This window comes from Nitrospirota bacterium, assembly GCA_015233895.1.
In the GTDB taxonomy this organism is placed as follows: domain Bacteria; phylum Nitrospirota; class Thermodesulfovibrionia; order Thermodesulfovibrionales; family Magnetobacteriaceae; genus Magnetomonas.
Window position 1 is genome coordinate 28,421 of sequence record JADFXG010000019.1, and the last position, 25,362, is coordinate 53,782.

General features: G+C 41.3%; 28 protein-coding genes and 2 pseudogenes. 11 read left to right on the top strand and 19 right to left on the bottom strand.

Annotated features, from left to right (window positions below):
* Positions 1-3: 3 nt before the first annotated feature.
* From HQK88_12050 to HQK88_12065, 4 genes are all read right to left on the bottom strand, one after another.
* Positions 4-285, bottom strand: coding sequence for a hypothetical protein (locus HQK88_12050; GenBank protein MBF0617534.1), 282 nt, complete (start codon positions 283-285; stop codon positions 4-6).
* A gap of 89 nt (positions 286-374) precedes the next feature.
* The gene (locus tag HQK88_12055; protein MBF0617535.1) at positions 375-2,306 is read right to left on the bottom strand and encodes a transglycosylase SLT domain-containing protein; all 1,932 of its coding nucleotides are present in this window, start codon (positions 2,304-2,306) and stop codon (positions 375-377) included.
* Positions 2,307-3,119 carry a 1,4-dihydroxy-6-naphthoate synthase gene (locus HQK88_12060; GenBank protein ID MBF0617536.1) on the bottom strand — a complete coding sequence of 271 codons (813 nt, stop codon included), beginning with the start codon at positions 3,117-3,119 and terminating at the stop codon, positions 2,307-2,309.
* 18 nt (positions 3,120-3,137) lie between these two features.
* The gene (locus tag HQK88_12065) at positions 3,138-3,479 is read right to left on the bottom strand and encodes a histidine triad nucleotide-binding protein (protein MBF0617537.1); all 342 of its coding nucleotides are present in this window, start codon (positions 3,477-3,479) and stop codon (positions 3,138-3,140) included.
* A gap of 228 nt (positions 3,480-3,707) precedes the next feature.
* On the opposite strand from HQK88_12065, the gene HQK88_12070 reads away from it, so the two are divergent.
* From HQK88_12070 to gltX, 6 genes are all read left to right on the top strand, one after another.
* A complete protein-coding gene (locus HQK88_12070) occupies positions 3,708-4,892 on the top strand; it encodes an O-antigen ligase family protein (protein MBF0617538.1) in 1,185 nt (394 codons plus the stop codon).
* A complete protein-coding gene (locus tag HQK88_12075; protein ID MBF0617539.1) occupies positions 4,889-6,061 on the top strand; it encodes a glycosyltransferase family 4 protein in 1,173 nt (390 codons plus the stop codon). Before HQK88_12070 ends, HQK88_12075 begins: the two co-directional genes overlap by 4 nt.
* Positions 6,062-6,067: 6 nt before the next feature.
* On the top strand, positions 6,068-6,880 hold the full coding sequence (locus HQK88_12080; GenBank protein MBF0617540.1) for a glycosyltransferase family 2 protein: 813 nt from the start codon (positions 6,068-6,070) through the stop codon (positions 6,878-6,880).
* On the top strand, positions 6,822-7,793 hold the full coding sequence (locus HQK88_12085; protein ID MBF0617541.1) for a glycosyltransferase family 2 protein: 972 nt from the start codon (positions 6,822-6,824) through the stop codon (positions 7,791-7,793). The genes HQK88_12080 and HQK88_12085 overlap by 59 nt, the downstream gene beginning before the upstream one ends.
* 85 nt (positions 7,794-7,878) lie before the next feature.
* Positions 7,879-8,067 (top strand): ferredoxin, encoded by a 189-nt coding sequence (locus HQK88_12090; protein MBF0617542.1) that lies wholly within the window; start codon positions 7,879-7,881, stop codon positions 8,065-8,067.
* 15 nt (positions 8,068-8,082) lie between these two features.
* The gene (gene gltX, locus HQK88_12095; protein MBF0617543.1) at positions 8,083-9,510 is read left to right on the top strand and encodes a glutamate--tRNA ligase; all 1,428 of its coding nucleotides are present in this window, start codon (positions 8,083-8,085) and stop codon (positions 9,508-9,510) included.
* Between the two features lie 18 nt (positions 9,511-9,528).
* Here the strand turns inward: gltX and HQK88_12100 are convergent, their stop codons facing one another.
* Genes HQK88_12100 through HQK88_12110 form a run of 3 tightly spaced genes read right to left on the bottom strand, consistent with a single transcriptional unit; the run spans position 9,529 to position 13,539 of the window.
* Positions 9,529-12,849, bottom strand: coding sequence for a VCBS repeat-containing protein (locus tag HQK88_12100; protein ID MBF0617544.1), 3,321 nt, complete (start codon positions 12,847-12,849; stop codon positions 9,529-9,531).
* On the bottom strand, positions 12,846-13,241 hold the full coding sequence (locus HQK88_12105) for a HEPN domain-containing protein (protein ID MBF0617545.1): 396 nt from the start codon (positions 13,239-13,241) through the stop codon (positions 12,846-12,848). Before HQK88_12105 ends, HQK88_12100 begins: the two co-directional genes overlap by 4 nt.
* Positions 13,228-13,539 carry a nucleotidyltransferase domain-containing protein gene (locus tag HQK88_12110; GenBank protein ID MBF0617546.1) on the bottom strand — a complete coding sequence of 104 codons (312 nt, stop codon included), beginning with the start codon at positions 13,537-13,539 and terminating at the stop codon, positions 13,228-13,230. Before HQK88_12110 ends, HQK88_12105 begins: the two co-directional genes overlap by 14 nt.
* Before the next feature lie 299 nt (positions 13,540-13,838).
* Between HQK88_12110 and HQK88_12115 the strand changes: the two genes are divergently transcribed.
* Together HQK88_12115 and HQK88_12120 are read left to right on the top strand one after the other, a co-directional pair.
* A complete protein-coding gene (locus HQK88_12115; GenBank protein MBF0617547.1) occupies positions 13,839-14,834 on the top strand; it encodes a Tim44 domain-containing protein in 996 nt (331 codons plus the stop codon).
* Between the two features lie 242 nt (positions 14,835-15,076).
* Positions 15,077-15,597, top strand: a pseudogene (locus HQK88_12120) (IS3 family transposase).
* A gap of 82 nt (positions 15,598-15,679) precedes the next feature.
* Here HQK88_12120 and HQK88_12125 read toward each other — a convergent pair.
* The 6 genes from HQK88_12125 to HQK88_12150 all read right to left on the bottom strand — a co-directional run bounded on the left by HQK88_12125 (position 15,680) and on the right by HQK88_12150 (position 20,025).
* A complete protein-coding gene (locus HQK88_12125; protein MBF0617548.1) occupies positions 15,680-16,339 on the bottom strand; it encodes a class I SAM-dependent methyltransferase in 660 nt (219 codons plus the stop codon).
* 24 nt (positions 16,340-16,363) lie between these two features.
* Positions 16,364-17,344, bottom strand: coding sequence for a transketolase (locus tag HQK88_12130; GenBank protein MBF0617549.1), 981 nt, complete (start codon positions 17,342-17,344; stop codon positions 16,364-16,366).
* 10 nt (positions 17,345-17,354) lie between these two features.
* Positions 17,355-17,966 (bottom strand): hypothetical protein, encoded by a 612-nt coding sequence (locus HQK88_12135; protein ID MBF0617550.1) that lies wholly within the window; start codon positions 17,964-17,966, stop codon positions 17,355-17,357.
* Entirely contained in the window at positions 17,953-18,159 is a 207-nt protein-coding gene (locus tag HQK88_12140) for a hypothetical protein (protein MBF0617551.1), read from the bottom strand. The genes HQK88_12135 and HQK88_12140 overlap by 14 nt, the downstream gene beginning before the upstream one ends.
* Before the next feature lie 86 nt (positions 18,160-18,245).
* Positions 18,246-18,719, bottom strand: coding sequence for a hypothetical protein (locus tag HQK88_12145; protein MBF0617552.1), 474 nt, complete (start codon positions 18,717-18,719; stop codon positions 18,246-18,248).
* A 7-nt stretch (positions 18,720-18,726) separates the two neighbouring features.
* Positions 18,727-20,025, bottom strand: coding sequence for an AAA family ATPase (locus HQK88_12150; GenBank protein ID MBF0617553.1), 1,299 nt, complete (start codon positions 20,023-20,025; stop codon positions 18,727-18,729).
* Between the two features lie 221 nt (positions 20,026-20,246).
* Between HQK88_12150 and HQK88_12155 the strand changes: the two genes are divergently transcribed.
* Positions 20,247-20,570, top strand: a complete 324-nt coding sequence (locus HQK88_12155; protein MBF0617554.1) for a hypothetical protein — start codon at positions 20,247-20,249, stop codon at positions 20,568-20,570.
* A 63-nt stretch (positions 20,571-20,633) separates the two neighbouring features.
* Positions 20,634-20,879, top strand: a complete 246-nt coding sequence (locus HQK88_12160; protein ID MBF0617555.1) for a hypothetical protein — start codon at positions 20,634-20,636, stop codon at positions 20,877-20,879.
* An 8-nt stretch (positions 20,880-20,887) separates the two neighbouring features.
* Here the strand turns inward: HQK88_12160 and HQK88_12165 are convergent, their stop codons facing one another.
* The 6 genes and pseudogenes from HQK88_12165 to HQK88_12190 form a co-directional block, all read right to left on the bottom strand.
* On the bottom strand, positions 20,888-21,166 hold the full coding sequence (locus HQK88_12165) for a type II toxin-antitoxin system RelE/ParE family toxin (GenBank protein MBF0617556.1): 279 nt from the start codon (positions 21,164-21,166) through the stop codon (positions 20,888-20,890).
* Between the two features lie 3 nt (positions 21,167-21,169).
* On the bottom strand, positions 21,170-21,409 hold the full coding sequence (locus HQK88_12170; GenBank protein MBF0617557.1) for a type II toxin-antitoxin system Phd/YefM family antitoxin: 240 nt from the start codon (positions 21,407-21,409) through the stop codon (positions 21,170-21,172).
* Positions 21,410-21,510: 101 nt separating this feature from the next.
* Positions 21,511-22,335, bottom strand: a complete 825-nt coding sequence (locus tag HQK88_12175) for a transketolase (GenBank protein MBF0617558.1) — start codon at positions 22,333-22,335, stop codon at positions 21,511-21,513.
* A 115-nt stretch (positions 22,336-22,450) separates the two neighbouring features.
* A pseudogene (locus HQK88_12180) lies at positions 22,451-22,743 on the bottom strand (nucleotidyltransferase domain-containing protein).
* 342 nt (positions 22,744-23,085) lie between these two features.
* Positions 23,086-24,009 (bottom strand): IS110 family transposase, encoded by a 924-nt coding sequence (locus HQK88_12185; GenBank protein ID MBF0617559.1) that lies wholly within the window; start codon positions 24,007-24,009, stop codon positions 23,086-23,088.
* 603 nt (positions 24,010-24,612) lie between these two features.
* Positions 24,613-24,840 (bottom strand): transposase, encoded by a 228-nt coding sequence (locus tag HQK88_12190; protein MBF0617560.1) that lies wholly within the window; start codon positions 24,838-24,840, stop codon positions 24,613-24,615.
* Between the two features lie 169 nt (positions 24,841-25,009).
* On the opposite strand from HQK88_12190, the gene HQK88_12195 reads away from it, so the two are divergent.
* The coding region (locus HQK88_12195) for a helix-turn-helix domain-containing protein (protein MBF0617561.1) at positions 25,010-25,362 on the top strand (353 nt) is incomplete at its 3' end.

Consider the following 25,362-nt stretch of genomic DNA (forward strand, 5'->3'; position numbering starts at 1 on the left):
CCCTTATATCTCTAAGTGGTCTAACTCACCAAGGATTGCCTCTATCTGTTCTGCAACAGAGGACTGTTCATTTGACATTTTCTCTACCTCGCCGCTCTTTGCTGCAAGCTGCGCCCTGAGTTTATCAGCCTCATCGTGTGTCTCTTTAAGCTCGGTCTCAAGAGTGCCGCATTTTGCTAACAGATTCTCTTTTTCTCTTAGCAGAGTATCATTTTCTGCCTTTAGTCCCTTAGCCTTTTCTATTACCGCCGATATCTTATCTTCCAGATTTTTAAGTTTATCCAAAACAAAACCCCCCCATACTTTATGTATTAAATGTCCGTACACATTGCCAGATAAATACGAACCCTCAATAGGATAACAAATACACTTAACTAATGTAAACTGCAATCAGCAACAAATTTTAAAGACTCCGCTGTTGGCTCTAACCGTCTTGCATACTGATAGTAAGTCTTGAGGACGCGCTTTACATAATTTCTTGTTTCATTATACGGGATATCCTCGATAAACTCATCAATTGATTTATAATCTCCGCTTGCAAGCCACCTCTTAACCACATCCTCACCTGCATTATAGGAGGCCAGCACAACAGGTACACAAGATGCCTCCCTGTATAGTGAACCAATATAGCAAGCGCCTATGGTTATATTCTTCTTTATATTAAAAATATCTTTTTCGTTGTCAATCTCCTCCTCTGCCAGCTTACCGTACCGGGAGGCAGTCTGAGGCATTAGCTGCATGAGCCCTATTGCCCCTGCCGGAGAGAAAGCATCATCCTGAAAACGGCTTTCCTCTCTCATTACAGAAAGAACCAGCAGCGGATTCGCTGTAAACCTTCCGGCAGCGCCAGCCACTATGTCCTGATAAGCATAAGGATATAAGAGACTGTGAAGATGGCTACTGTCTTTGAGTTTGCCTGCAATGTTTAGCGAGTGGTAGTAGGCTTGTGCCGCATTAAGCATCAGAGCGGCTCTTAGAGCGGCATCCCCTGTGAATTTCTTTGTGTTTTTTATTATGTAGAGGCTTTCCATTCTTATTGCATCGTCTATTTTAAGTTCAAGCAATATAGAGAGTCGCTTAAGCTGGGTGTCGCCGCCAAAGTCAGCGCTTTCCTCTGAGTGTTCATAATCGCTTGCTGAGCTTACTGAAAGAGGAGCTCTGCCCAGTCTGTAGAGGGCAAGAAGTGAATAGAAATCCCCAAGAGAGGTCAATCTGGCGTATAGCGCACGAGCAGGTTTTCCCATGTTTTCAGCAGAGCGTGCCATCCAGTAAAGGTACTGGCGGTTGCCAAAGGATTTGTGGAGTGATTCAAAGGTATCATATGCCCTTTGATAGTTGCCGATTAGGTAGTAAGTCCAGCCGATATGCCATCTGGCCTCCTCCTTATTAAAACGGTTTTCCTTAAGAGTGTTAAAAATAGAAAGTGCTTTCTCAATGTTTCCGGCTCTTCTGAAATAGAGCCCGCTGATAAGTATAAGCTCGGCGGCACGTTCACTTTTATCGGCATTCATGTGCTGCACTTTTTCGTGAAATTCGTCAAACTTACCGGCTCTGTAAAGTGCCCTTGCGCTGGTATAAATGTCTCCGGTACGTTCCAAATAGATGGCAGCCTCGTCGTATTTTTTTTGTCTGAAAAGAGCAGTGGCAAGGTTTGATGTAATAGTGCCATAAAGCGAGGGTGGGGCTTTTTCCCGGGCTTCTCTTAGCTCAGTTTCCGCCTCCTCATACTTATGCCGCTTCATCAGATTCCTTGCACGCTCCACTTTGGTTTCACTGCTTAGTTTATGAATGTCTATAAAAGCAGCAGCCTCTTTTGATACACTGCCGCCGTTTATGTATATTTTTGTAAATTCCTTGTACGCGTCCCATTCATAGGCTTGCGCTTTGAGAAGTTTAGCGTAAGATATTCTCATTGCATCATCCCCCGGGTAGCTGTTTAAGTATTTTGAGTAAAGAACAAGAGCCGTGCCGGGGTGCTCCTTTTCCTCGATTTTGATTTCAAGCAAGAGAGCGGCTTTAAGCACAGGTGAGTTTCTGTAATCAATCTTTATAGCACTGATGTCTTTAAGTGCCCTTTCATTTTCACCGAGAGCCGTTAATGCCCTTGCCCTCCACAGATAGCCGTAGTCGGAAAGCTGATTTGGGATATCCAAAAATTGGTCAAGGTTTTTTACACTTTTTTCATACTCTTTGTTATCCAAAGCAATGCGTCCGCTTTTGAGGTATTCATACACACTATCATACGCTGATACATCAGTGCTTGATAAAAATAAAAACACAGTTAGAAAAACAAAAAATTTCCTCATCTAAAGCAGCCCCCTGTTTTTAGCAAAATCTATAACTTTATCAAAGGCAGCCGCTCCATCAGCGCCTGTGTTTTCTGTGTAATTATTAACATAAAGTGCAATGTGGCCAGAAATAACCTTGTCATCCATCTCGGCGGCATGGGACCTAATGTAATTAAGGGTCTCAACAGGATGGGCTTTGGCATACAGAACTGACTGCAGTATAAACTGCTCAATCTTAGAGATTGTGCGCTCTCCGAGTGACTTCTTTGCAATGATACAGCCCAGAGGGACAGGCAGTGCGGTCTCTTTTTCCCACCACATACCCAGGTCAATAACCTCCGTAAGGCCATACGTGTGATACGTAAACCTGCACTCATGTATTATAACGCCGGCATCGGCTGTGCCATCTCTTACGGCTGCCATGATGTCATTAAAGGGCAGCACTATAATCTGGTCATCGCTTATTTCTGGTTCAAAGAGGCGGGTCAAAAGATACGCAGTGGTCAGCTTTCCCGGGACAGCGATTTTTTTTCCTTTAAGTTCATGGGGTGCAATGCTTTTTTTTGAAACAATTAAGGGGCCACAGGAGCGGCCCATTGCTCCTCCGGTTTTTAATAACGCATAGTGTTCTCTTACCTTTAAATAGGCATAGAAGGAGACCTTTGTAACGTCCAGAGATTCACTAAGTGCCATGGCGTTAAGTGTTTCGACATCATATATTTGTGCCTGAGCGAAGGAAATATCTCCAGTTTCAATAAGGCCGTGGGTAAGGGCGTAGAAAATGTACGTATCGTTTGGGCACGGTGAAAATCCTAATGAAAATTTAAGCATCTACTTTTGAAACAATCCTCATCCCGGAGGCCAGTGCATAGGACGGCCACCAAGCAGGTGCAGATGAATGTGAAAGACACTCTGTCCGGCATCTCTGTTACAGTTTATAACCATACGAAAGCCGTTTTGCGCTATTTTTTTGTCCTGGGCGATTTTATTAGCAACTGCAATCATGTGTCCGGTAAGGGCAGCGTCATCTGCCGTAAGTTCAAGAGTAGTAGCGATGTGTTTGTGAGGGATTATAAGAATGTGGACAGGAGCCTGCGGGTTTACGTCTTCAAAAGCTACGACCTGTTTGTCTTCATAGACGATTTTTGCCTGTATTTCTTTCCTTGCTATCTTACAAAACAAACAATCCATACACAATCCTCCTTCTTCTGAAAATATAACACAACCGGTTGGAGATTTGAAACAGAATTTTTATTCTAATTCACAGATGGTGTTGATTTATCGTTATGTACTGGCCCCCTAGTTCCACTATTTAATTTATTTAATTATCCTGAATTATTATTGGCATTAGTGGTATAATAAGAACCGGTTAGTTGCTGCAGCCTTAAGTAAGGAGTGAAAAAAAGGAGAAACATAACAATGTTGAGGGATATTTTTATTAGCATACTTCGTGTTGGTGCAGTTGTACTGATAGTTTTTCTTTTTTTTGACGGATATGAGAAATACCGTAACATTTCACTCTATATATCTCTGATATCATGGTTTTTGCTGTCGCTGGCTACTTTCACTTTAGGTTTTAAGTGGAAAAACATAGCATTTGTTTCTCTGATTTTACTGATGTTTTCTGCAATAATCTCATCCTCTTTATCAGGAAACACTCCAGCAGCTAAGTTGTTACTGCCTCTTTACACCATGTACCTGATGCCTGTTATTCTCTATGCAATAGTGGCCGCTGCCTTTAATGGAATGGATAAGGCGAAATTGCTTTGCACATTTTTAGCACTTCTTGGCGTAGTGCGCATGTTTTATACAGTGTTTGTCTCCGGCTCTGCAATTGGCGTCTCTACACCAATTGATAATGAAACTGCAAAAAACCTGTCCATTACTGCCACGTTTCTTATCCCGTTTATGTTTGCCCAGTATGCCGAGGGGAAGGGGATAAGAGGGGTTCTGTGGTTTATTATTGCTATCTTGTCCTTTGCCGGGTTACTGTTTGTTGGGGTAAGAGCGTCGTGGGTTGCTGTTTTTTTTGTAGGTTTTATATGGACAGTTTTTTTGAGAGAAAAGCGGTTTTTCTCTGTCAAACTAATCATTATATCTGCTATCGTTGTTCTTATTATGTTTAGGTTTTACCCTGCGCAATTTAATCACGTAAGAGAACATATTGTTGAAAAAACCACTATCTCCATGAGACTCTCTGCGTGGAAAACCACCGTGGATATTTCCAGAGACAGTCTGATTACAGGGCATGGACTTGACACTGCTCTGATGCGCGATAAATTTGTGAAGTTTGCCACAGCCACTGGTGTTTCACCACTTCTGCCAAAGCAGTGGCCTGATAATGTGTTTCTGTCAATTTTATATATGCAAGGTGCTGTCGGGCTATTCTTTTTTGCTGTTGCACTGTTTTATACGATAATTCACCTCCTTACAATTAAATCCGATGTTATCGGCACTCCAAACTTTACTGCCATTGCCATTCTGTCAGCTATTGTTGCCGAAATTGTAATGCGTGTTTTCTTTTTTGATGGAAACATCATAAATTTAAGCATACTTCTTGCCATGGCAGGCTCTGTCAGTAATAAAGCTTCAATATCGGAATGACAATTTTTTATCCTGTACCTGAAAGGCTAAACGGGACACAGGCAAGGTTCATACAAATTGTAAACACAGCTTATGCACTCTCAAAAAAGGGTGTTAATGTTAAACTTATAAGCGGTAAAATTCCCGGCCTCAACCAAGCCGATGTGTTAAGCAGCTTTGGTATAACCCCAACCGGCAGCTTAGAGCTTGTGTTTCTCCCAATTATAAGAAAATCGTGGTTTTTATCTATCTCCATATCGGCGCTATTTTATTTAACCCTGGCCTGCTACCTGTTAAGGCGTAAAGGGAGCAACCGGGTTATCGTAGTAAGACACCCAAAGTTAGCCGGGTTTTTATTGACTTTTAAGGGACTGTTTAAAATGCCTGTCGTTTTTGAAGCTCATGAGATTTTTCATCTGAGTACAGAAAAATTGTCCGCAAAAGCTGCTCTGAAACGTCTTGAGGCGAAAATATACAGTAAATCAGATGCGATCATTACAATATCAGACAAACTGAGGGATGATATTAACTCGATTTTTGACTTTACCGGCAACCCCTGCCACACTGTGCCCGATGCGGTAAGGGACGATTTCTTTTTGTCTGAAACGGATGCTGTGAGGCGTTCATTTCTTTTTTATTCCGGTTCTTTGTATAAATGGAAGGGGGTTGATCTGTTAATAGAGGCGTTGATGCACCTGCCTGATGAAACACTGGTTATAGCAGGAGGGGGCGGGCGTCTCGATGAGCTTAAGCGGTTTGTGAAACTTCTTGGATTGTCAGAGCGGGTGACTTTTACCGGCCATATACCGCATGTTAAAATCACAAAGCTTTTAAAGGATGCCAAACTGTCCTTTATTCCCAATGTTCAGAGTGAAATTTCAAAATACACCTCGCCTCTTAAGATGTTTGAGTACATGGCAGGAGGAGTACCTATAGTGGCTGCAGATCTGCCCGGGATAAGTGAGCTGCTGCGTCACAGACACAGTGCTATGCTGTTTACTCCAGGAGATTTACATGACCTTGTAAAAAAAACTCAAACCTTGTTAAATGATGAGGCACTTGCCTCTTTGCTTGCAGAAAATGCCAGAGAACTTGCCCGCAGCCATACGTATGAAAAAAGAGCAGGCAGAATTATTGATTTTATCACCCGTATATTTTATAATCATGATTCAATAGCGCATGATGAGTGATTCTTTTTGAAAAATGTATCTGTTACCATAATTACCAACAATGAGGAGCGAAATATTGAAGGGGCGCTGAGAAGTGCAGCGTGTGCCGGGGAAATCATAGTTATTGACAGCGGAAGCACAGACAGAACTCTTGAAATCTGCGGCACCTATAATGCCAGAGTTTATACTCACCAATGGCAAGGCTATGCCAGACAGAAACAAACTGCAATTGGATATGCTACACTGCCATGGGTGTTTGTTCTGGATTCAGATGAGAGGCTCACTGAGGAGCTGGTTTCAGAGATTGAGCTGGTAACACAAGGTAACAGCACAGTTAACGGCTACTACGTGTCAAGGAAAAATTTCTTTCTGGGCAAGTGGATTCGTCATGGCGGCTGGCACCCGGATAATGTATTAAGACTGTTTAGAAATGGGACGGGACAGTTTCAGGAGCGGGAGGTTCACGAAAAAATCATAGTTGACGGCACGCTGGGGTATTTGAAAAATCCGATAGAACATTACACGTATGAAACGGTTGGTGATTTTATAAAGAAGATGGATAACTACTCAACCCTTTCAGCCAGAGAGATTGTGAAATCAGGCAGATACACAGGTTTTTTCGCTTTAGCGCTAAAACCTCCGGCAACGTTTATAAAGATGTATATTTTTGCACTTGGATTTCTTGACGGCCTGCACGGGTTTATTTTGTCTTTGCTGTATGCAGTGAATACTTTTTTAAAATATCTGAAAGCATGGGAACACAGAGGAGTAAAGTTAACAGATGAGTACTATGAATCAAAAAACTGCCAAAACACTAAGCGTAGTCATCCCCTGTTATAACGAGGAGCTGGTGATATGGGAGGTTTACGGCAGGCTGACCTCTCTCCTTGACTCTTTTATGCAAAAGGAGCTGATAAAAGACTACGAAATAATATACGTTGACGACGGTTCATCGGATGCAACCCTGAGAGAGCTTAAACTTATAAGTGAAAAGGACCGCAAGGCGAAGGTAATTTCATTAAGCGGCAATTTTGGCCATCAACCTGCATTGACAGCAGGTCTTACGGCAGCAACCGGAGAGATGACAGTCTCACTTGATGCCGATCTTCAGGATCCCCCGGAGGCTATCGAGGAGATGATTTTAAAACATTACGAGGGATTTGATATTGTATATGGAGTTAGAAAAAGCAGAGAAGAGGATACATTTTTTAAACGATTTACGGCCAGATTTTTTTATATGTTTATGCGCCTTATGGGTGTTAACCTTATATACGATCATGCCGATTACCGGCTGATTTCACGGCTTGCTCTCAATGAATTTAAGCGCTACAAGGAGGTAAACCGCTTTTTGCGCGGCATTTTCCCCAACATGAGGTTTACTCCCGGAATTGTGCACTATAAGAGAGAAAAGCGTTTTGCCGGAGAGACCAAATATCCGTTGCGAAAGATGTTGTCTTTTGCTGTAGAGGGGATAACGTCATTTTCCAACTTTCCGCTTCGACTGGCTTTCATTTTAGGGTTTTTTAATTTTGTAGCCGCTCTTGGGCTTGTGTTTTGGACAATTTTTACAAAAATACAGGGTAACGCCATTCCCGGCTGGGCATCTATCGTGCTGCCTCTTTACATGTTTGGAGGTATTCAGCTTATGTTCATAGGCATACTCAGCGAGTACGTAGGTAAGATATATCTTGAGGTTAAAAGCCGCCCGGTGTATATTATCAAAGAGTCGTTTAATTTTGATAAACCTCTGTGAACATAAATAAAGAAAATTATCCCATCAATAATTCAGTATTAAATTTTGCTATATTTGCGATGGTTTATGTTAAAATAGCCGTGATATGATGGTGATGGTGGATGAAGAGACTTGTATAGGTTGCGGCAGGTGTGAGGAGTTATGTCCGGCGGTTTTTCATGTTCCCGATGAGACTGGCAAATCAGAGGTGATTGACCCTGATGGGTGTGATTATGCCAGCTGTTGCGAGTCTGCCGAGGAAAACTGTCCTGTGCACGCTATACACATTAAGTGACCGTGGGGGTGTGGTTTGTCTAAAGAAGTAAGGGTGAGATTTGCGCCAAGTCCTACAGGATACCTTCACATAGGGGGCGCAAGGACGGCTTTGTTTAACTATCTGTATGCGCGCAAACACAAAGGAACTTTTATTTTGCGCATAGAAGACACTGACAGGAGCCGCTCAACTGATGAGTTTATAGATGCAATAATTGACGGGATGAAATGGCTTAACTTAAGCCACGACGAGGGACCGTTTAGGCAAACCGACCGCACCGATATTTATAACAAGTACGCTATGGATATGCTTGAAGAGGGTAAGGCTTACTACTGCTACTGTGAACCGGATGAGCTTGAAATGCGCAGAAAGGAGGCCATTAAGCACGGTAAACCCCCTAAGTATGACGGCAGATGCAGAGATATTAAAACTCCACCTATCGGAATTAAACCCACAATTCGGTTTAAAATGCCAGAGCATGGGCAAACCGTAGTGGACGATCTTATAAAGGGCAGTGTTGATTTTGACAATTCTGTTCTCGATGATTTCATAATAATGCGCTCTGACGGCTCTCCCACTTATAACTTTGTTGTCGTTTGCGATGATATTGATATGAGGATAACGCACATCATAAGGGGTGATGACCACCTTAACAACACCCCTAAGCAGATGCAGATTTACAAGGCTTTTGGTAAGGCTGCTCCGGCATTTGCACATTTACCGATGATTTTAGGCTCTGATAAGACACGATTAAGTAAACGCCACGGAGCGACCTCTGTGTTAGCGTATAAGGATATGGGATATTTGCCGGATGCGCTGCTTAACTACCTTGTGCGGCTTGGCTGGTCTTTTGGTGACCAGGAGGTGTTTAGTATTGAAGAGTTAACAGAGAAATTCTCACTTGAATCGGTGGGAAAATCTTCAGCCGTGTTTAATCCTGAAAAACTTCTCTGGCTTAACAGCGAGTACATTAAAAACTCTGACCCTACAAGGCTTGTGTCTTATGTAAAACCGTTTCTGTTATCAATGAACATTGTTGATGAAACGTATGTGTTTGACGAGGGTTGGTTAACTCAGGCTATTGCTACTTTGCAGGAACGTTCAAGGACCCTTATTGAGCTCTCTAATTCCCTCAGATACTATATTGCTGACACTGTGGAAATTGATGAAAAGGCAGGTAAAAAGTTTATAAATCAGGAAACAAAACCATTTCTCACTGCCGTTGCCGATAAACTGAGCTGTTTAGAAAGCTTTTGTGTAAAGGAAATAGAAGGCGTGTTTCTGTCTCTTATGTCAGAGCATAACGTAGCGCTTGGAAAAATTGCCCAGCCAGTAAGGGTTGCCATAACAGGAAACACGGTAAGCCCTGGAATCTTTGAGGTTCTTGACATTGTCGGGAAAGAAAAGTCGCTGAAACGTCTAAAGAGAGCTATAGAATCAATTAGCAACACCCCTCAACCGTAATCCGTGTTTATCCGTGGCTTATTCCCACACGGTTTCCCGCGCGAGTTTACAGAACTCTTCAAGAGATATTCTCTCGCCTGAGGGGCTTACTGCAGAGTTTATCAGTTTTTCGGCACTTTTGCATTTTGTCAACTGTATTATGTGCTCTCCGCTGACAAAATTATCCTGTAGCAGTTGTTGTCCCTCTATAAGGTAATACCCGATAAGGCCAAGGAGAGCTACCGTGTTTTTTTCTATTGCCTGTTTAGAGCTTAAAACTTTTTCTGCTGCAGGAGTTTTTATAAAGTCAGGGTCTATAAAGGAGGGCTCTCCTTTGATTTTCTTTTTAAAAGCCCTCAGATAAATCCTGTCCATGTTGACTTTGGATATGCCGGTTGCCGCAAAATATACGTTACTGTCGCTTCTGAATATAAAAGACGGGTGGAGATTTGGCACAAACCAGCCCGGTTTGTTATTTAAGAGATACTCGGCAAGTAAAACCAATATTTCTCCGGCCTCTTTTACCGTAATACCCTCTGCCACAGCCTTCTTTAAAGACTTATACGGTAAAAACTGCTCCACTAAAACAGTCCATTGTTTATTGGCATGAACATTTATTACCCGTGCAAAAGCGCCGGGAAGAGCCTTAATTTCCGCGTCCAGACCTATGCTCAGTGCTTGGTACTTATTAGAAATACAACGCAAAACCACCTCAGTTCTTTTTAACCGGTTAAATGCCCTTATGGTTAAAAAAGCACCATGAACACGAGGCACATCTACTGGGGTGTAGTTTGACACAATTACCCGTGGCAGCGCTCCTCTGAGTAAAGACTCCTCACACATGGAATTAATTAGCAGAATAGTCTTGTTATTTAAGTTTTTTAAGCGGTAAAAAGACAACACTTTTAACTGGCCGGTAAGCCCCTTTACTCTGCTAAAAAAGTGCCTTCGGTAGTTTATAAGATAATTTTCAAGTTTTTTCTCCGGTATGAACTCAAGAAATCTTAACACATCGTTTACGGCCTCCGGCGTTTTCAAAATGGAGCTGTAATTAAGTATAAGTTTATGAAAATAATTGAAGGCTGGTTTATACTCGTTCATATTCATAAAGACTCTGGCAAGCTCATACTTAAGAATTGATATTTCAGTATCTCCTTTGTCCGGATAGTCGTAAAAATCCCGCCTGAGTGCATGTCTTATCTGAAAGATAAGCCAAAGAAAAGGCGAGCCTTTGTGAATTTTCTTATAAAAAAGCCTTTTATACAAATACGACAAGTAGCGGTAAAATGTCCATCTGTCCTGGTCCTTCAGGCTCCCTGAGGCAAGGACAGCCATTTCATAAGCCGTAAGAACCTCAAGCCAGAGGCAGTCCTTTTCCTTTAACAAAAGAGCAAGGAAAATCCTGAATCTGAAATCTGTCTTTTGGCTGGGAGGCCATTTGAAAAAATCCTCGGCTTCAAGATATTCATTTAATTCCTTAACACCATCCCGTTCTTTTATCAGCTTTTTGAAGAGCAGGGTTGTGCCCATACGGTCAAAAAGGTTTAAGTAGATTTTTATGAAAAATGAGTAGTTAAATATGACTAAAACAACAGTTGTAAGTATCAAAATGCCGATGGCTATCGGGAAAAAAGCCTTTAAAAAAGACTTAACATGTCCAAGGTCTTTGTAAAATCCGGCTATTCGTTCCTCTTCAAGAAACTCAGGGTCATGCTTTATAACGTAGTTAAGGTCAGTCTCTATGTTGTTGGTAAGCAGCCATTGCACAAGGACAAAATAATCATACTTTGAAGCACGTTTTCTTAACTTGTCTTTCATCTGCCCAAGTTTTGCGTATTTGACAGCCTCAGTCTTTATCCTTACTTTCAGAGCCTCCACTTTTTTATGAAAATCCTGATTGCCAGGATATAGTTGTGCCATTAACTTAAGCACTTCCTTCAGATGGCTTTCATTTCTTATGTCTATGAAATTATCTGTATCTTCAAACAGTGCGCCTGTTTCTTTTAAAGGATACACTCCCTGATTTAAATACCCCTGTTCGTTTGGTTCAAAAAGATTGGCTTTAAATGCGTTGCCGCTGTCACACCATATTGTGCCGTCCTCGTCAGTTCCTATAAGAGCAAACTCTCCGTCTTTGTCTTTGGACAGAGGAAACAGATAAATTTCATCAAGCTTAGGGATTTCTCCTGATACCGGAGCAAGTTTTATTTTTTTTCCGTTTTCATAAGCGTTAAGAGCTGCTCCTTCAATAAAAATTAAATTAGAGGACAGTGATTGTTCATTGTCACTTCTGAAATAGACAGGGATGTTGTTGTATTGAGGAATTATATCAGAGCTGTTGTCACTTTTGCCGCTTACAGGGTCAAGGAGGGTAAGGGTGGAGTTGTCAGCAGGTCTGACCATAAGGCGGCACTCTTTCCCTGTTTCACAAATAAGTGGAGTTTGATTTTTAGAATCAGTTTTAACTCCTGAGGAAACACGTTTGTTAAATTTGAGAGAGAGTTTTTCCGCTTCATGGCTCCATGACAGAGTGTAGGTGGAAATTGAACTGTCAGGGTGAGGGGCAATCAGAAGCCATGTCACTATGGCATCGTCTGAGGTTTTAATTATAGTTGGGGGAACTTTCATCTCACCATCAACCTGAAACGTAACTTTTTCATACCCGAATCCCTTACCGGTTGAGAGAAAAACGTCTATGAAATTATGGTTCTTACTCGAATACGGAATGAGGAAATCACTAATTCCGTCATCGTTAAAATCATCAACCACAGGGGATGTATAGCTGACTCCGGACATTGAATAGCTATGTATTTGAGGGCTTGCCATATTGGCCAGATATGCGCCGTCTATTAGATAAAGCCCGTGTCCGGAAACCAGGAAATCCACATTACCATCGTTATCAAAATCAGCCACTGCGGGCTTTGAAACCACACTTCCTTCTATTTTAATTTCAAGTTTCTTAGTGAAAGTTTTTCCGTCCACTATAACCATGAGGCTCTCTTTGGCGGGCTTATTGTATTCAGAAAGCCTTGAAAACACAACAATATCTGGATAAGTGTCTCTTTCTAAATTCAAAAGCAATGGCTGCACCTTTATAGAATCGCCCACTTTCAAAGACTTTGCTTTTTTCCCGTTTTGTTCAAGAGCAAACAGATAGCCTTTTTTAGTACCGAATATGATTTCATTTTTCCCGTCGCCTTTAATATCGCCAAACGTAAGCGGCGTGGATATGTCTCCGTAGAGAGATTCGTAATTAGACAAGTTCTCAGGAAAACGCCAAAAAGTACCGCCTGCCTCCGCATTTCCGTTTAGCAGTAACAACAGCAGTAACAGTATAGCTAAAATTCGTAATTTATTCAATGTTTCGCCACAAGCATTTTTTCAACCCATTTGACAACGCTATCTGCTATTCTTAAGGCTTCCTCATACATTTTCTCATCAATAGGCACATAATCACCAGGATATTGTGTTTCAACAGCATAATCTGTCAAGATAACAGAATCCTTAATTTCCTCCGGTATTTGAGTACCAGTACCCTCGATAATCTCCAATAATCTTGAGATTGAATGTGTCTTTGGGAAATCAATTTCCCGGCAAATCAGTAATGCTTTTAAAGATTTTTCGGCTGCCTGATGACAATCGAAACACAAATCTTCAAACATAATCCCACTACTGACTTTACCAGCTTTAGCTTTCTCAAGATTACTCTTTGCCCTTATAAGCCAATTATGGACTAAATTAGCTCCGTTCATATACAACTTTTCCGGTTGTTGCTATTTCTTTATAAACCATGTACGGATTGTCCTTTAGTTCATCAAACTTTGCAGGTGATTCAACAATTAAATCCACTCCGGCTCCTATTCCATATAGCGATCTGTATAAGGTCTGAGTAAGCTCTCTTTTATTTGTTATTTCTTTTTTTAGAACAAAAATATCATAATCACTCTCATCTGTAAAAACCTCTCTTGCTCGTGACCCAAAGAGGATTATTTTATCAGGATTTGCTACCCGAATAATTACCTGAATTGTTTTCTCTAATTGCTCATCCATCATATTCACCTTTATTACTCATTAGTTACCTACCATCCCCTGACAAGTTAGGGAGGCTGCCGGACAGTTGTTTCTCCTTACAGACCCACCATGCTATACTATCACACCAACCATTCGTTATTCAACAAGAAATGAATGGCCGTCAGGGTAACGTGAGCCGGTAGTAAGCAAAAAAAAGCCGCCTATTGTTAATTAGAATTATTTTTTGCTAAAATAGCGTTGTGGTGGGATGTTGGAGGTAAGGTTGCCTCTGCAAGTGGAACTCTGTAATAAAGTGAAAAAAAGGGGGATAAAAGTTTATGAAGAAACACTTTACAGTACTATTGATAGCACTGTTTTTAACCGCATTGGTAGTTGAGGAGGCTTGTGCCCGTGCCGGAGGCGGTGGCAGAAGCAGTGGTGGCAGCCGCAGTTCAGCATCGTCATCCTCAGGCAGTCGCGGCTCAAGGACATATAGCGCACCCAGGACATCACAACAAAATACTCAAGCGGTGCAAGCTCAGAGACCGGCGGCAGCCGCTCCTCAGTACGCAACACCTCAGCGCAGCGGTTTTTTTAGCTCCTCGTTTGGGCGGTCATTGGCAGGGGGCTTTATTGGCGGCGCTCTGGGCAGTATGCTGTTTCGTTCCCCGGGTTATGGCGGAGGCTACGGAGGTGGATATGGCGGAGGGTACGGTGGTGGCGGAGGGATCGGTCTTTTTGATATTATTTTCTTGCTGATTATTGGTTATATAATTTACAGAGTGATAAAGTCACGCCGCGGAAATGCTGATAACTACGAGACAACCTATATGACCGGTAACTACGAAAGCAACTACGAGGAGCCGCGCAATCAAATAGAGGCTATGGATTCAGTAACAGGGCTTCGCGACATAAAGCAATTTGACCCGAGGTTTGATGAGTACCAATTTATAGAAGCTGTGTCAAACTTCTTTTTTAAACTTCAGGACGCATGGTCAAAGCGTAACCTTGAACCCGTAAAAATCATGATGATGCCGGAGATTTATGTAACTTTTAACTCAGATGTACAGAAGATGAAAGCTGATGGCGAAATCAACAAAATTGAAAACATATCCCTTAAACAGGTTGTAATTACTGAGGCATGGCAGGAAAAAGGAAAGGATTTCGTAACTGTAGAGATATCTGCAAACTTGATTGATTACACAACGGATGAATCCGGCAAATTAATTGACGGCGACAATGTAAACCCTACCAGATTCACCGAGTACTGGACATTTGTCAGAGACACCAATACAAACGACTGGAAATTCACGGCTATTCAACAACAGCAGTAGTAAGATAGAATAATAAGGGAAAGGGCTTTGCCCTTTCCCTTAAACCCTCGGATTTTGGCAATGATAGTTGGGGTCACTTCAGAAATTCCATCAGATTTTCAAACGATTTACTGTAGTAAAATTCTGCCCTTCTGATGCTAGAGATTAAAATAGGAACTGAGGTATGATAGGAAAAAAGGACACCAAAGTCATGTAAAATAAGAAGACGGAGGTGTCAAAATGGAAGGAATACCCAAGTTAATCAGCAATTTGAGGCAACTGCCCCGAATCAGGTCTGGTTAAGCGATATTACTTACATCCCCACAGAAGAAGGCTGGCTGTATCTTGCAGGTCACAAGGATTTATTTAACGGCGAAATAGTAGGCTATGCGATGGGACCCTGGATAACAAGGACGCTGATAAGCCAGTCTCTATTCCATGCGGTTTCAGCAAAGCCCCAGGTAAAGGGGATAATCCATCACTCCGACCGTGGCAGTCAGTATTGTTCTCATGATTACAGGAAGCTTCTCTGATCAGTTCGGGATGAAAGCGTCCATGAGCAGGAAAGGAAACTGTTTTGACAATGCGCCAATGGAAAGTTTCTGGGGTACACTCAACAAGAGCTTGTGCATCATCGTAATTACAAAAGCAGACAAGAGGCTATTCAGGATATTACCGAATATATAGAGATATTTTACAACCTGCAACGCCGACAGAAAAAACTCGGCTTTCTTTCTCCTGTGGCCTATACAAAAAATTCTATGCCGAACAACTAACTGCATGAAATATTTGGTGTCCACTATTGACATCCTACTTCACGTATGGTGACTACTGATAAGAAAGACGCTTAAGCAAGTATTACGGGATTAAAAATAAATAAACTCGTAATCACCGCTATAGCCAAACTCGTTAAAGAGCCATATCCATTCGGACTCATCAAAGAACGACTCACACGTCAGTGCCCAACACTCTAAATTAAACAGCTCCTCTTCATTGCGGTAACTCTCCACAAGGATGTATTTATTTTTGCCGACACGTTCAATTTCCTGAAGGGCGCTCTTTAGTTCAAACACTTTGAGATTGTGAAGCGTGGTCAGAGATATTACAAGGTCAAACTCGTTAGCGGAAAATGGGTACGGCTCCTGTGCCTTATGGATAAATAGATTTTCCCTGATTTCAGGTTTAGCGTCATTAATCCCGTGAGCCGATATATCAAAACCGGTAACTGTGGCCCCGGGCAGCAGCTTTTTCAACTCGTATAACAGAAACGCCTTGCCGCAACCGACATCCAAAATGCGGGCATCTTGTTTGAGATCGTATGTCTCAATCAGAGCTTTAGCGACAACAGCCCACCTTCCGTCATATTTATAACCGCCGTAACCGTATTTCCTGTCGCCGTCCCAATAGTCGGCATCATAACGCTTTGCAACCAGCATGCAGTGGACTTTTTCGTTACACATCCGCCCGATGTAGTCCCGTTTGGTAGCCTTATGAAGCGGCGTCACTATGTTTAGCAATTTTCCCATTATTTTTCCTCAGGTGAATCCCCTTTAGAGGATGGGTTTTTTCCCAAATATCTTCGTCTTTGGAGGATTAATGATTTCGCTGTTATCCCATACTATCAGTTTCATCGCTTCTGTGAAAATACTGTCTTTATCGAGGCGGTTAAGCTTTCTCATCTCATCGTATGTGCCGTAGCCCACAGAGAAGGAGTCATCCAGTCCCATGCGTTTGAATTTAACATTATAGCCGGACTCTGCGATTATCTCGGCAATGGTACTGCCCAGGCCGCCGGTTATGGAGTGTTCCTCCACGGAAAGCAAAGCACCGGTTTCAATCATAGCTTTCAGAATAATTTCCGTGTCAAATGGTTTTATGGTGTGAATATTGATAAGCCTTACGCTCATGCCAAATTTTTTAAGTTTATCTACGGCTTTCAGAGTTTCATAGACGATAGAGCCTGTGGCAATTATAGTAATGTCGCTGCCCTCTGTAAGTGTAACACCGCACCCTGGGATAAACTCATACGGGGCGTCATAAACTTTAGGGGTGCCACCGGTTGTGATTCTCATATAGACTGGGCCCTCAATTTTAGCAGCCGCCATGGTTGCATTATATGTCTCAAGGGGGTCGGATGGGGAAAATATTGTAAGCCCCGGAAGCACCCTCATCACAGTGATATCCTCGGTGTTGTGGTGGGTGGGCCCAAGGTTACTGTAGGCAAACCCGACGCCGATACCAATGAGTTTGACATTCATGTTTTGCAGACAGACGTCGTTTCGCACCTGTTCGTATGCCCGGAATGTGATAAAATTTGAGATTGTATAGGCAAACGGAATGAGCCCGGTTGAAGCCATCCCTGCGGCCATTCCAATCATGTTAGCCTCGGCAATGCCCGCGTTAATCAGCCGCTCAGGGAATGCCTCCCGGTACTTGTCAAAGACAATGGCCCCGTTATCGGCAATCAGTGAGATTATCCGGCTGTCACTTTCCGATAGCTCATAGAGCGCTTTTATGTATGCGTTTCTCATAGTGTAACTCTCAATGGAATATCCAAACAGCACCACCGCAAAGTATCGTAGCAACAATACTGGCAGCAACACCAAATAGAAATTCTTTAGTTTTTACTATTGCTGTCCAACTATTTATCTTTGCAACTTTCAAAACATCTACTTTTTCAAATAATTCTACTCCTATCCTGGTAGCTCTCTGATAGTATTCAACGCATGATATAGGGTTATTGCCAATATTTTGCATTTCAAATTTTCGTGCTTCCCTTCCCCTATCGAAAAATTGTTTAAACCCATTTAAAACATCCTCCTCGGGAAGATTAAAGGATAAACGCTTTGTTGGTTGTGCAATGATAAGTTGATCAAGCTTCGATCTTAAAGATGCCCAGACAAGTTTGTTTAAATCTATGACAGCACGAATTAAATGGTTTTCCGACTTTATTAGATTGTCATTTCGGGTATCCTCATCAAGAGTATCATTATAGAATTGACATAAGTGGGATAGAAAATTAGACTCCTCTATTAAAATCTGCATTGGCTTTACACCTTGAAGAGCTATAAGATCTGCATATATTGGAAGGAACTGTTCTCTGTATAGAATGAATACTTTTTCGACAGATTTTCCTGAGTTATCTAAGGGCATTGTCTATTATTTTATTGACATCCATCTCTTTTACAGGAAATACGCTTCCTCTTACCGAAACGATATCAGGATATAGAAATTCTACCTTTAACTTAAGGCCTTTCTTCTTTTCAATAAAAGAATCAATCTCTTCAACAGTATTAAATTTCTTCGGATCCTCGCCAAAAAGCTGCTGAAAATAACTTATAAACATCGCATTCTCCTTTATAAGACTCTGTACTTGCGCTCTCTATGATAAATTATAACGAATACTTTCTGGAAAGTCAACAAAACACCTGTTCAGGCCAACTCTGTAAAAGTCCCTTTTGCATAGCGAAATTTACCGTTGAGTTCGCCCATTTTATCCCTAATATCTTTACGGGCTATAGCATCAACATCAGGAACATTTGCTCCTAACTCTGACACCACAATATAAGAGTTTACCACATTGGCTTCTTTAAAAAATCGTTTGTTTTCATATAAGTAAATGAGTGTAAGAATTTGCTGTATTCCACGTCTAAAATTTGTGCCTTTAAGTTCAATAATATAGAGAATTTTATCATCGTTATTTATAATGAGAAAATCCGGTTTTTTATTATGGTCAGCAATTACACATTTGTCTATTTTTACTTTACAAATATCTTTTCCCGATACGTTTTTAATTATAAAGCTGGACTTTTTCTCTGAAGCGATAAACTCTGGGTCTGTTCCGCTCTGTTCTACGCACTTATATTCAACCTCGCATTCCTGTACAAACATCTCACAAATATTCATATTTTAATCAATCATCCAGGTCATAAAGCTTATCAAATCTTTCATTTAGCATATCGGACACTTTATCAATTTCAGCGGCATCTATGATATTATGTTTTTCGCTGATTATGTCCCGGGTTTTACCCTCGTCAATAAAATGGACTCCCGTTTTATTAATATCAACCCATAACGTTTTGTCTATTATTTCTGAAACTTTTGCAGCCTTATTTTTATCTTTACCGATATTTCCGGCATATATCAGGTTATTAAACGCAGTCAGAATGTAGGGGCTGTGTGTTGTGATAAGCACCTGGCTGCCGGTGTGGTTCATAACAAACGCTATTAGTTCCACAAGGTCTTTTTGTGCCACAGGATAAAGGTGTGCCTCCGGCTCCTCTATTACCAAAAAAACTTTTTGTTTTTTTAATACTATCAGAAAGAGAATATTTAATATCCACAAAGTCTCCTGCTGCCCTGATGATGCGTACTGAAGCGGTATATATTTTCTTCCCTCTTCAAAGTATATCCGCTCCCCGGAATTTGTATATCTATACTCACCCTTTAAGATTTTATACATTTGCTTTATGACATAATCAATTTCTGCTCTGTATGCTTTTTCACCAGTAAGAGATTCTTGAAATGTTACTACTTTATCAGGGGAGTTTGTAAATAAACTTTTATTAACGGTTATTCTGCCAATGTGTTCACTCATAAGATAATCAAGTGCATCAAGTGATATTTTTAGTATTTGCTCCGCAGCTACCGTCACAAAGCTTCTGCCTGCAGGAATATAAATCGGGATAGTATGGTCGTCAAATAACTCCTCAACCTCTTTCTCTAATTGGTTTAAGTACTGCTGTCTTTCCTCTCTTAAACTGCTGATTTCAACTGAGGATAATTCAGTCTTTAACCTACCATCTATTTCCGCAAAATCTTTGCCTATGGCTTCCCTTTTTCTTATTATTTCATTAAGACTGTAAACCATGTTTTTACTGAAACCTGCTGCACCATGCACAAAGTCTATAAACATATCAGACTTATAAGTGTACCTCGCTAAATAATCTTCAGCATCAAGAATTATTGGTCCAAATGATTTGATTACACTGGATACAAACCTCCTTGCCATATTGCTCCGGGTTTCCTCCACTGAAACAACATCTTTTCTAAGCTGCTTAGCGACAATATCCTTGAAAGATTTAAAAAGATAAATCCACTTACTAATCGTGCTTTTGCCGCTTGCCTGCGGGCCGATAAAGAGCATCAGGTCTTTTACCGGCAGTGTTACGTCTTTAAGCGGCCCGAACTCTTTTATTTCTATCTCGTGCACGATGGCTCATCATATCATTTATGCGGGGTTGTTGTCTAACTTAAGCGGGGAGAGAAGTTATTATCTGCGTTCATGTCGTAAATAACACAAAAAATACATATTATTTGTGTATAAATTATTATTTAAAGCGTAATAAAAGCGTTGACAATGCTCTTAATCTATGTTAAAGTTAAGTATGATTTGTAAATGCCTTTCAATGGAAAACACAACAGGAGGTTAATATGGGCAGAGGATTATTCATGAAAGCCGGTAGCCCGGCAATTAATACGGCAGGAAAGATGGTGGCAGCACAAAAAGACGTTTTGTTTGAAGCAGAGATTACTGATGACTCGGTACAAAGATGCAGTTTGGTTTTACCAACCGGTTTATACAAACAAATAAGGGAAATAGCAAAGAAGAGAAACACAAGTTTTACGGAAATTGTGAGGCGTTTTATTGCAGTTGGTCTTATTGTTGACAGTGTACAGGACGATGAAAACAGTCAAATTATATTTCGTGAGGAGACCGACAAAGGAGTAAGAGAACGGGAGCTTATCCTTATTTGAAAATCCTCAGCGAGCTCTTCTCTTTATACTTAATCGTTTGTATATTAAGTGAAAGGATATGTCGTGAAAGATGATTCAGATGTAAAGAACAGAGGTGTGGAAAAAATCGATTCTTTGCAACTTGCTGAACAGAGGCGTGGTATAGCTGTACGCATAAATCTGGAAAGGATTGATGTAAAAGTCCCTGTTGTAGTCAGTGTAAAAATTGCCAAGGTACAAGTCGAAATAACCCAAAAGGCACTCTTTTGGATCGTCCTTCTTGTCCTGTCAGTTATTGCTATTTTTGTCTTTTCAAGGGCATACTTATAGTTTTAGGCCTATTTGGTATTCACCATGTTCTTTAACATGTTATAAATCTCGTTGTCATTGCATTTTCCGATAAGAGATATTTTTAAGGTGTCTGCTTCTGTCCGGTAGATGATTCGATACTCCCCGACATCCACTCTCTTAAATGGATAACCTTTTAATGCTGCGGAATCGGTTTGCTCCGGATTTTCCATCAGTGACAGCACTTTTCTTGTTACCTGTCTGAATTGCTTTGGGTCAAGATCATATAAAAAGTCACTTGCTTGCCTTGTAATCTGAAGTTTTAACATTATTCATTTTTTAAGCACAACTGAAAGCGATTCCTGTGGGTCCAAAAACCCTGACTTCTCTGCTTCAAGTGCCCTCTGTGCCCAATAACTATCCTCTAAAGCCGATAACCGCTCATAGTCTGCCATAGAAATCATAACTGCAACCGCTCTGCCTGTCTTTTCTATCACTACCGGCTCACTAAGCGATGTCTCCAGATACTGGCCAAAACGGTTCTTTACCTCAGTTGCGTTTACTGTTTTCATGCAAATTCTCTCCTTGTAGCCATTATAGCTAATTCAGGCGTTTTAGTCAAGACAACACTTTATGTAGAATTTATCGCAGAGCTCGCCTCCCCCTTATTTCATTAAATAATCCCAAGCTCCATCTTAGCAGTTTTCATCTCCGTCTCGTTGGGCATTCTGAAGTGCCAAATCGGTACGTTTTCCATGAAAGAGACCCCTTTGCCTTTTGTCGTGTGGGCAATTATCACGGTGGGTTTGCCGGTAACTTTTGGCGTTGAATTAAAGATCTCAATCAGCTTTTCCATATCGTGGCCATCAGCTTCTGTTACAGTCCAGTTAAACGCTTTCCACTTATCCACAAAAGGCTCAAGCGGTATGATGTTATCCAGAAAATCCATAGCCTGCATTTTATTGTAATCAACTATAACAACAAGATTATCCAGTTTAAACTGAGGGGCACTCATTGCGGCCTCCCAGATGGAACCCTCCTGACATTCGCCATCCCCAAGCAACACAAACACTTTGTAGCTGGCACGATTGAGTTTAGCGGCCATTGCCACCCCTATCCCAAATGGCAGGCCATGCCCAAGGGCGCCGGTTGAGGCCTCAATCCCGGGCACTTTGCACATATCCGGGTGTCCGCCCAAAATACTGCTGCATTTGCCAAATCTCTGTAGCTCCTCCGGGTCAAAAAAACCCTTCATAGCAAGTGCCGCATAGAGAGATACACAGGCATGTCCCTTGCTGAGAATAAACCGGTCACGGGCGGGGTCAGACGGATTCTTAGGGTCAACATTTAGACAGCCGCCATAGTAGAGCGCCGTTAATATCTCAACAATTGACAGCGAGGCTGGAATGTGCCCCCCGCCACCGTTACAGATGGTTTCAAATGTTTGCTGCCGAATCCTGTGCGCTATGTCTTTTAAATTATCCACTGATCTCTCCATAGTTTATCATGTTTTGTTTCCTTGCAATTTCTGCAGCCAGCTCATGGCGGCAGACTGTTTCCAGAGCAGGCAGATATTCCCTCACCACGCTCCACAACACATCGTGAGCAACTCTTCAGAACACCAGAATCGCTGACGCTTCAATTTCCTCACGCAGTGTTTTGTGGAGGCTGCGCCGCGTCATGATGTCTGTTTTACAGCCAAGGATTTGAGCTGCAAACTCCTTATATCCATCAAATCAAAAAGCCCTATGGAACCCTCCGGGTGATCAAAAAACAGATCCACATCGGAATTGTCATTAGCCTCATTGCGCGCAGTTGAACCAAACATGTAAAGATGCTCTATGCCAAGCCGTTTGAGGTCGGCCTCATGCTGCATTAATCGGCTGATGGCCTCACTGCGTTCCATTATCACATTATACCACAAGAGCAGACATCAAACAATTACCCCACGGGAAATATACTTTAGACGCCCTGCCCCGAAACCCTGCGCTCTTTAAGACACACATGTACGCCTATACGGCTAAAGCCGCACCCAGCTTATTTTATGGCTATCTGTGGGATTCTCAACTTAGAATCTACGTCTAAACCAGCCTCTTCTTTTTTAACAAACACCTCAAAGGGATATACATTATTAGTTTTATACCAAGGTAGCTGCCAAAAAGGTAATATAATGGTGGAGAAAAAGGACTGGCTCCCACCTCCCCTCAAGCAACCGTGATGTCAAGTAAAATTTTTGAAATATTAAATATTATGGACATGACCATAATTGTCTTTTTTTAACTATGCTATTCATTATAATAAGCAATTTATGCATACAGGCGACTATCGCTACTTTAGGTTGTTTACCGGCTTTACGGAGTCTGTCATAAAATTCTTTGATAACTGGATTATAACTGATTGCTGAAATTGTACACATATACAATATTTCTCTTACTTGTGCTCTGCCTCCCCAGATAAACCTGTTACCACGATGTTTACCACTATCCTTGTTAAGTGGCGCTACACCTACAAGAGCTGATATCTCTTTTTGATTTAATTTCCCGATTTCTGTCAGCTCTGTTATTATTGTAAATGTCATAACAGGACCAACACCTGGAATCGAACTTATCAGTACACTGAGTTCATTCCATTCAGAGTTTTCTTTTATCTTTTCTGATAAAAGAGTCTCTATCTCCTTTTGTTTGTCAGTTAACCACTTGATATGCTCCGTTATATCTCTTTTCATTTCCGTTGAGGCTATTTGTAAACGATTTCTTTCGTCTCTGAGCATAGAGGCTATTTGTCTTCTGCGAGTAAGTAATTCATCGAGTTTTTTATTTCTGTTGTCCTGAAATAAACGTATTTCCATCTTTTCACCAAAAAGTGCTATCACTTGTGAATCAATTTTGTCTGTTTTTGCCAATATCCCACTTGCTCTTGCAAAGTCTCTTACTTTCTTTGGGCTTATAATCCCTACCTTTATCCCGTTATCTGCAAAGGTAAGAGCCAATTCTTTTTCATAACCCGATGTTGCCTCCATTACTACTGTTACTTCCCCTATCTTTTTTATCTGACTTACCAAATTAGTTAAACCCTCTTCATCATTTGAAACTATAAAGTGCTTACCATTAGAACCTACTGATACATCCAACTTAAGTTTACTAATATCAATCCCTAAAATAGTTGCTTCCATAATCTGACTACCCATCCTTGTAATATCCGGGTTAAGCGACCCTACCAACCGTTCGGGTTAATTTCAGATAGATGTAACGACCCTTGCTTCAGGACGAGTTCATATACCCACGGGGACTCACGGCCTGTTGCACCCCTATGACATATTGCACATACGTGCATCATATCATCTCTATTAATATTATACTTTTTTACTCTTTTTATACTTACTCACTCTCTATTGAAACATACAAGGGGATTCCCCTGCAAGTGCGGGATGACAAAGGAGGTGGGGTTCCTATCCTGTCATTCCTGCGGACAGACTGTGTCATAATAAGAAAGACAATGGAAAGCAACCTGTTTTTAACTTGTAAAACCCCTTGTCAAGACCAGGGGGAATAACAATTTAAATGCTATAATAGAGATAAAAAGTAGAAGTTATAATAATGATTATGATGTATTAAAAGAGGGGATAGTCGTAGTGGTACCAGGTCAGAGGCAAGCGCTACATGAGGATATATTCAATAAACTGTGTCAAGTGTAAAATCACCTTAAACGGTAATATCCAATTTAAACCTACCCTCAAAAAATAAAGCAAGTTGAGAAATAGTCTGCCTCCAGTTTCTTAAAGGCTGGTTCCATTTTTCTGAGCAGGGGTATCCCCCCTGGGGAGGTTTTGAACTGCCATATAAAGCAGCTTTAAAAGGGCGGTTTCACATGAAAAAGCCCCTTTGGTTTTTGTAACCTTGCGTATCTGTCGGTGAAACCCCTCAATGGCGTTTGTCGTATAGATAAGATTGCGGATTTCCTGAAGATACTTAAAATAGTTGGAGAGATTATTTGTACTGAACAATCTTGCCTTTAATCAAAAAAATCATAGTTCAGATAATATTTGAACTCTGTTTGAGCAATCTGCAAGGTTGCTGCGCAAAACAAGATATAACGAGTAGTCTGTTATACCAGGTGGCAATCTAATAAGTATTATGCTATACTATCACTAAAAATAAAACATGGGGGTAGTGATGATGAAAAAGACGAAAGTGTTGGAACATCTGACAGAAGCAGAGATAAAAGAGAAGCTACGGGAGACCACAGGCTTTTGGCGCGTACAGAAATGGTTAGTAATCCTGAATGCACTGATAGCACCGAGGTCAGCCAAAGAGATAGCTCTTCATATTGGACTGGCAGAACAGACAGTACGCAATCTGACATCCCAATATAATCGTTTAGGGCCTAAAATACTTGATGGACCAGGGAAAGGAGGGAGGCGTAACAGCTGTTTGACAACAGATAGAGAAAAAGCACTTCTTGAGCCATTTATGGAGAGAGCTCTTACTGGTAAGATCGCTACTGCTAAAGAAATTAAGCAAGTTTT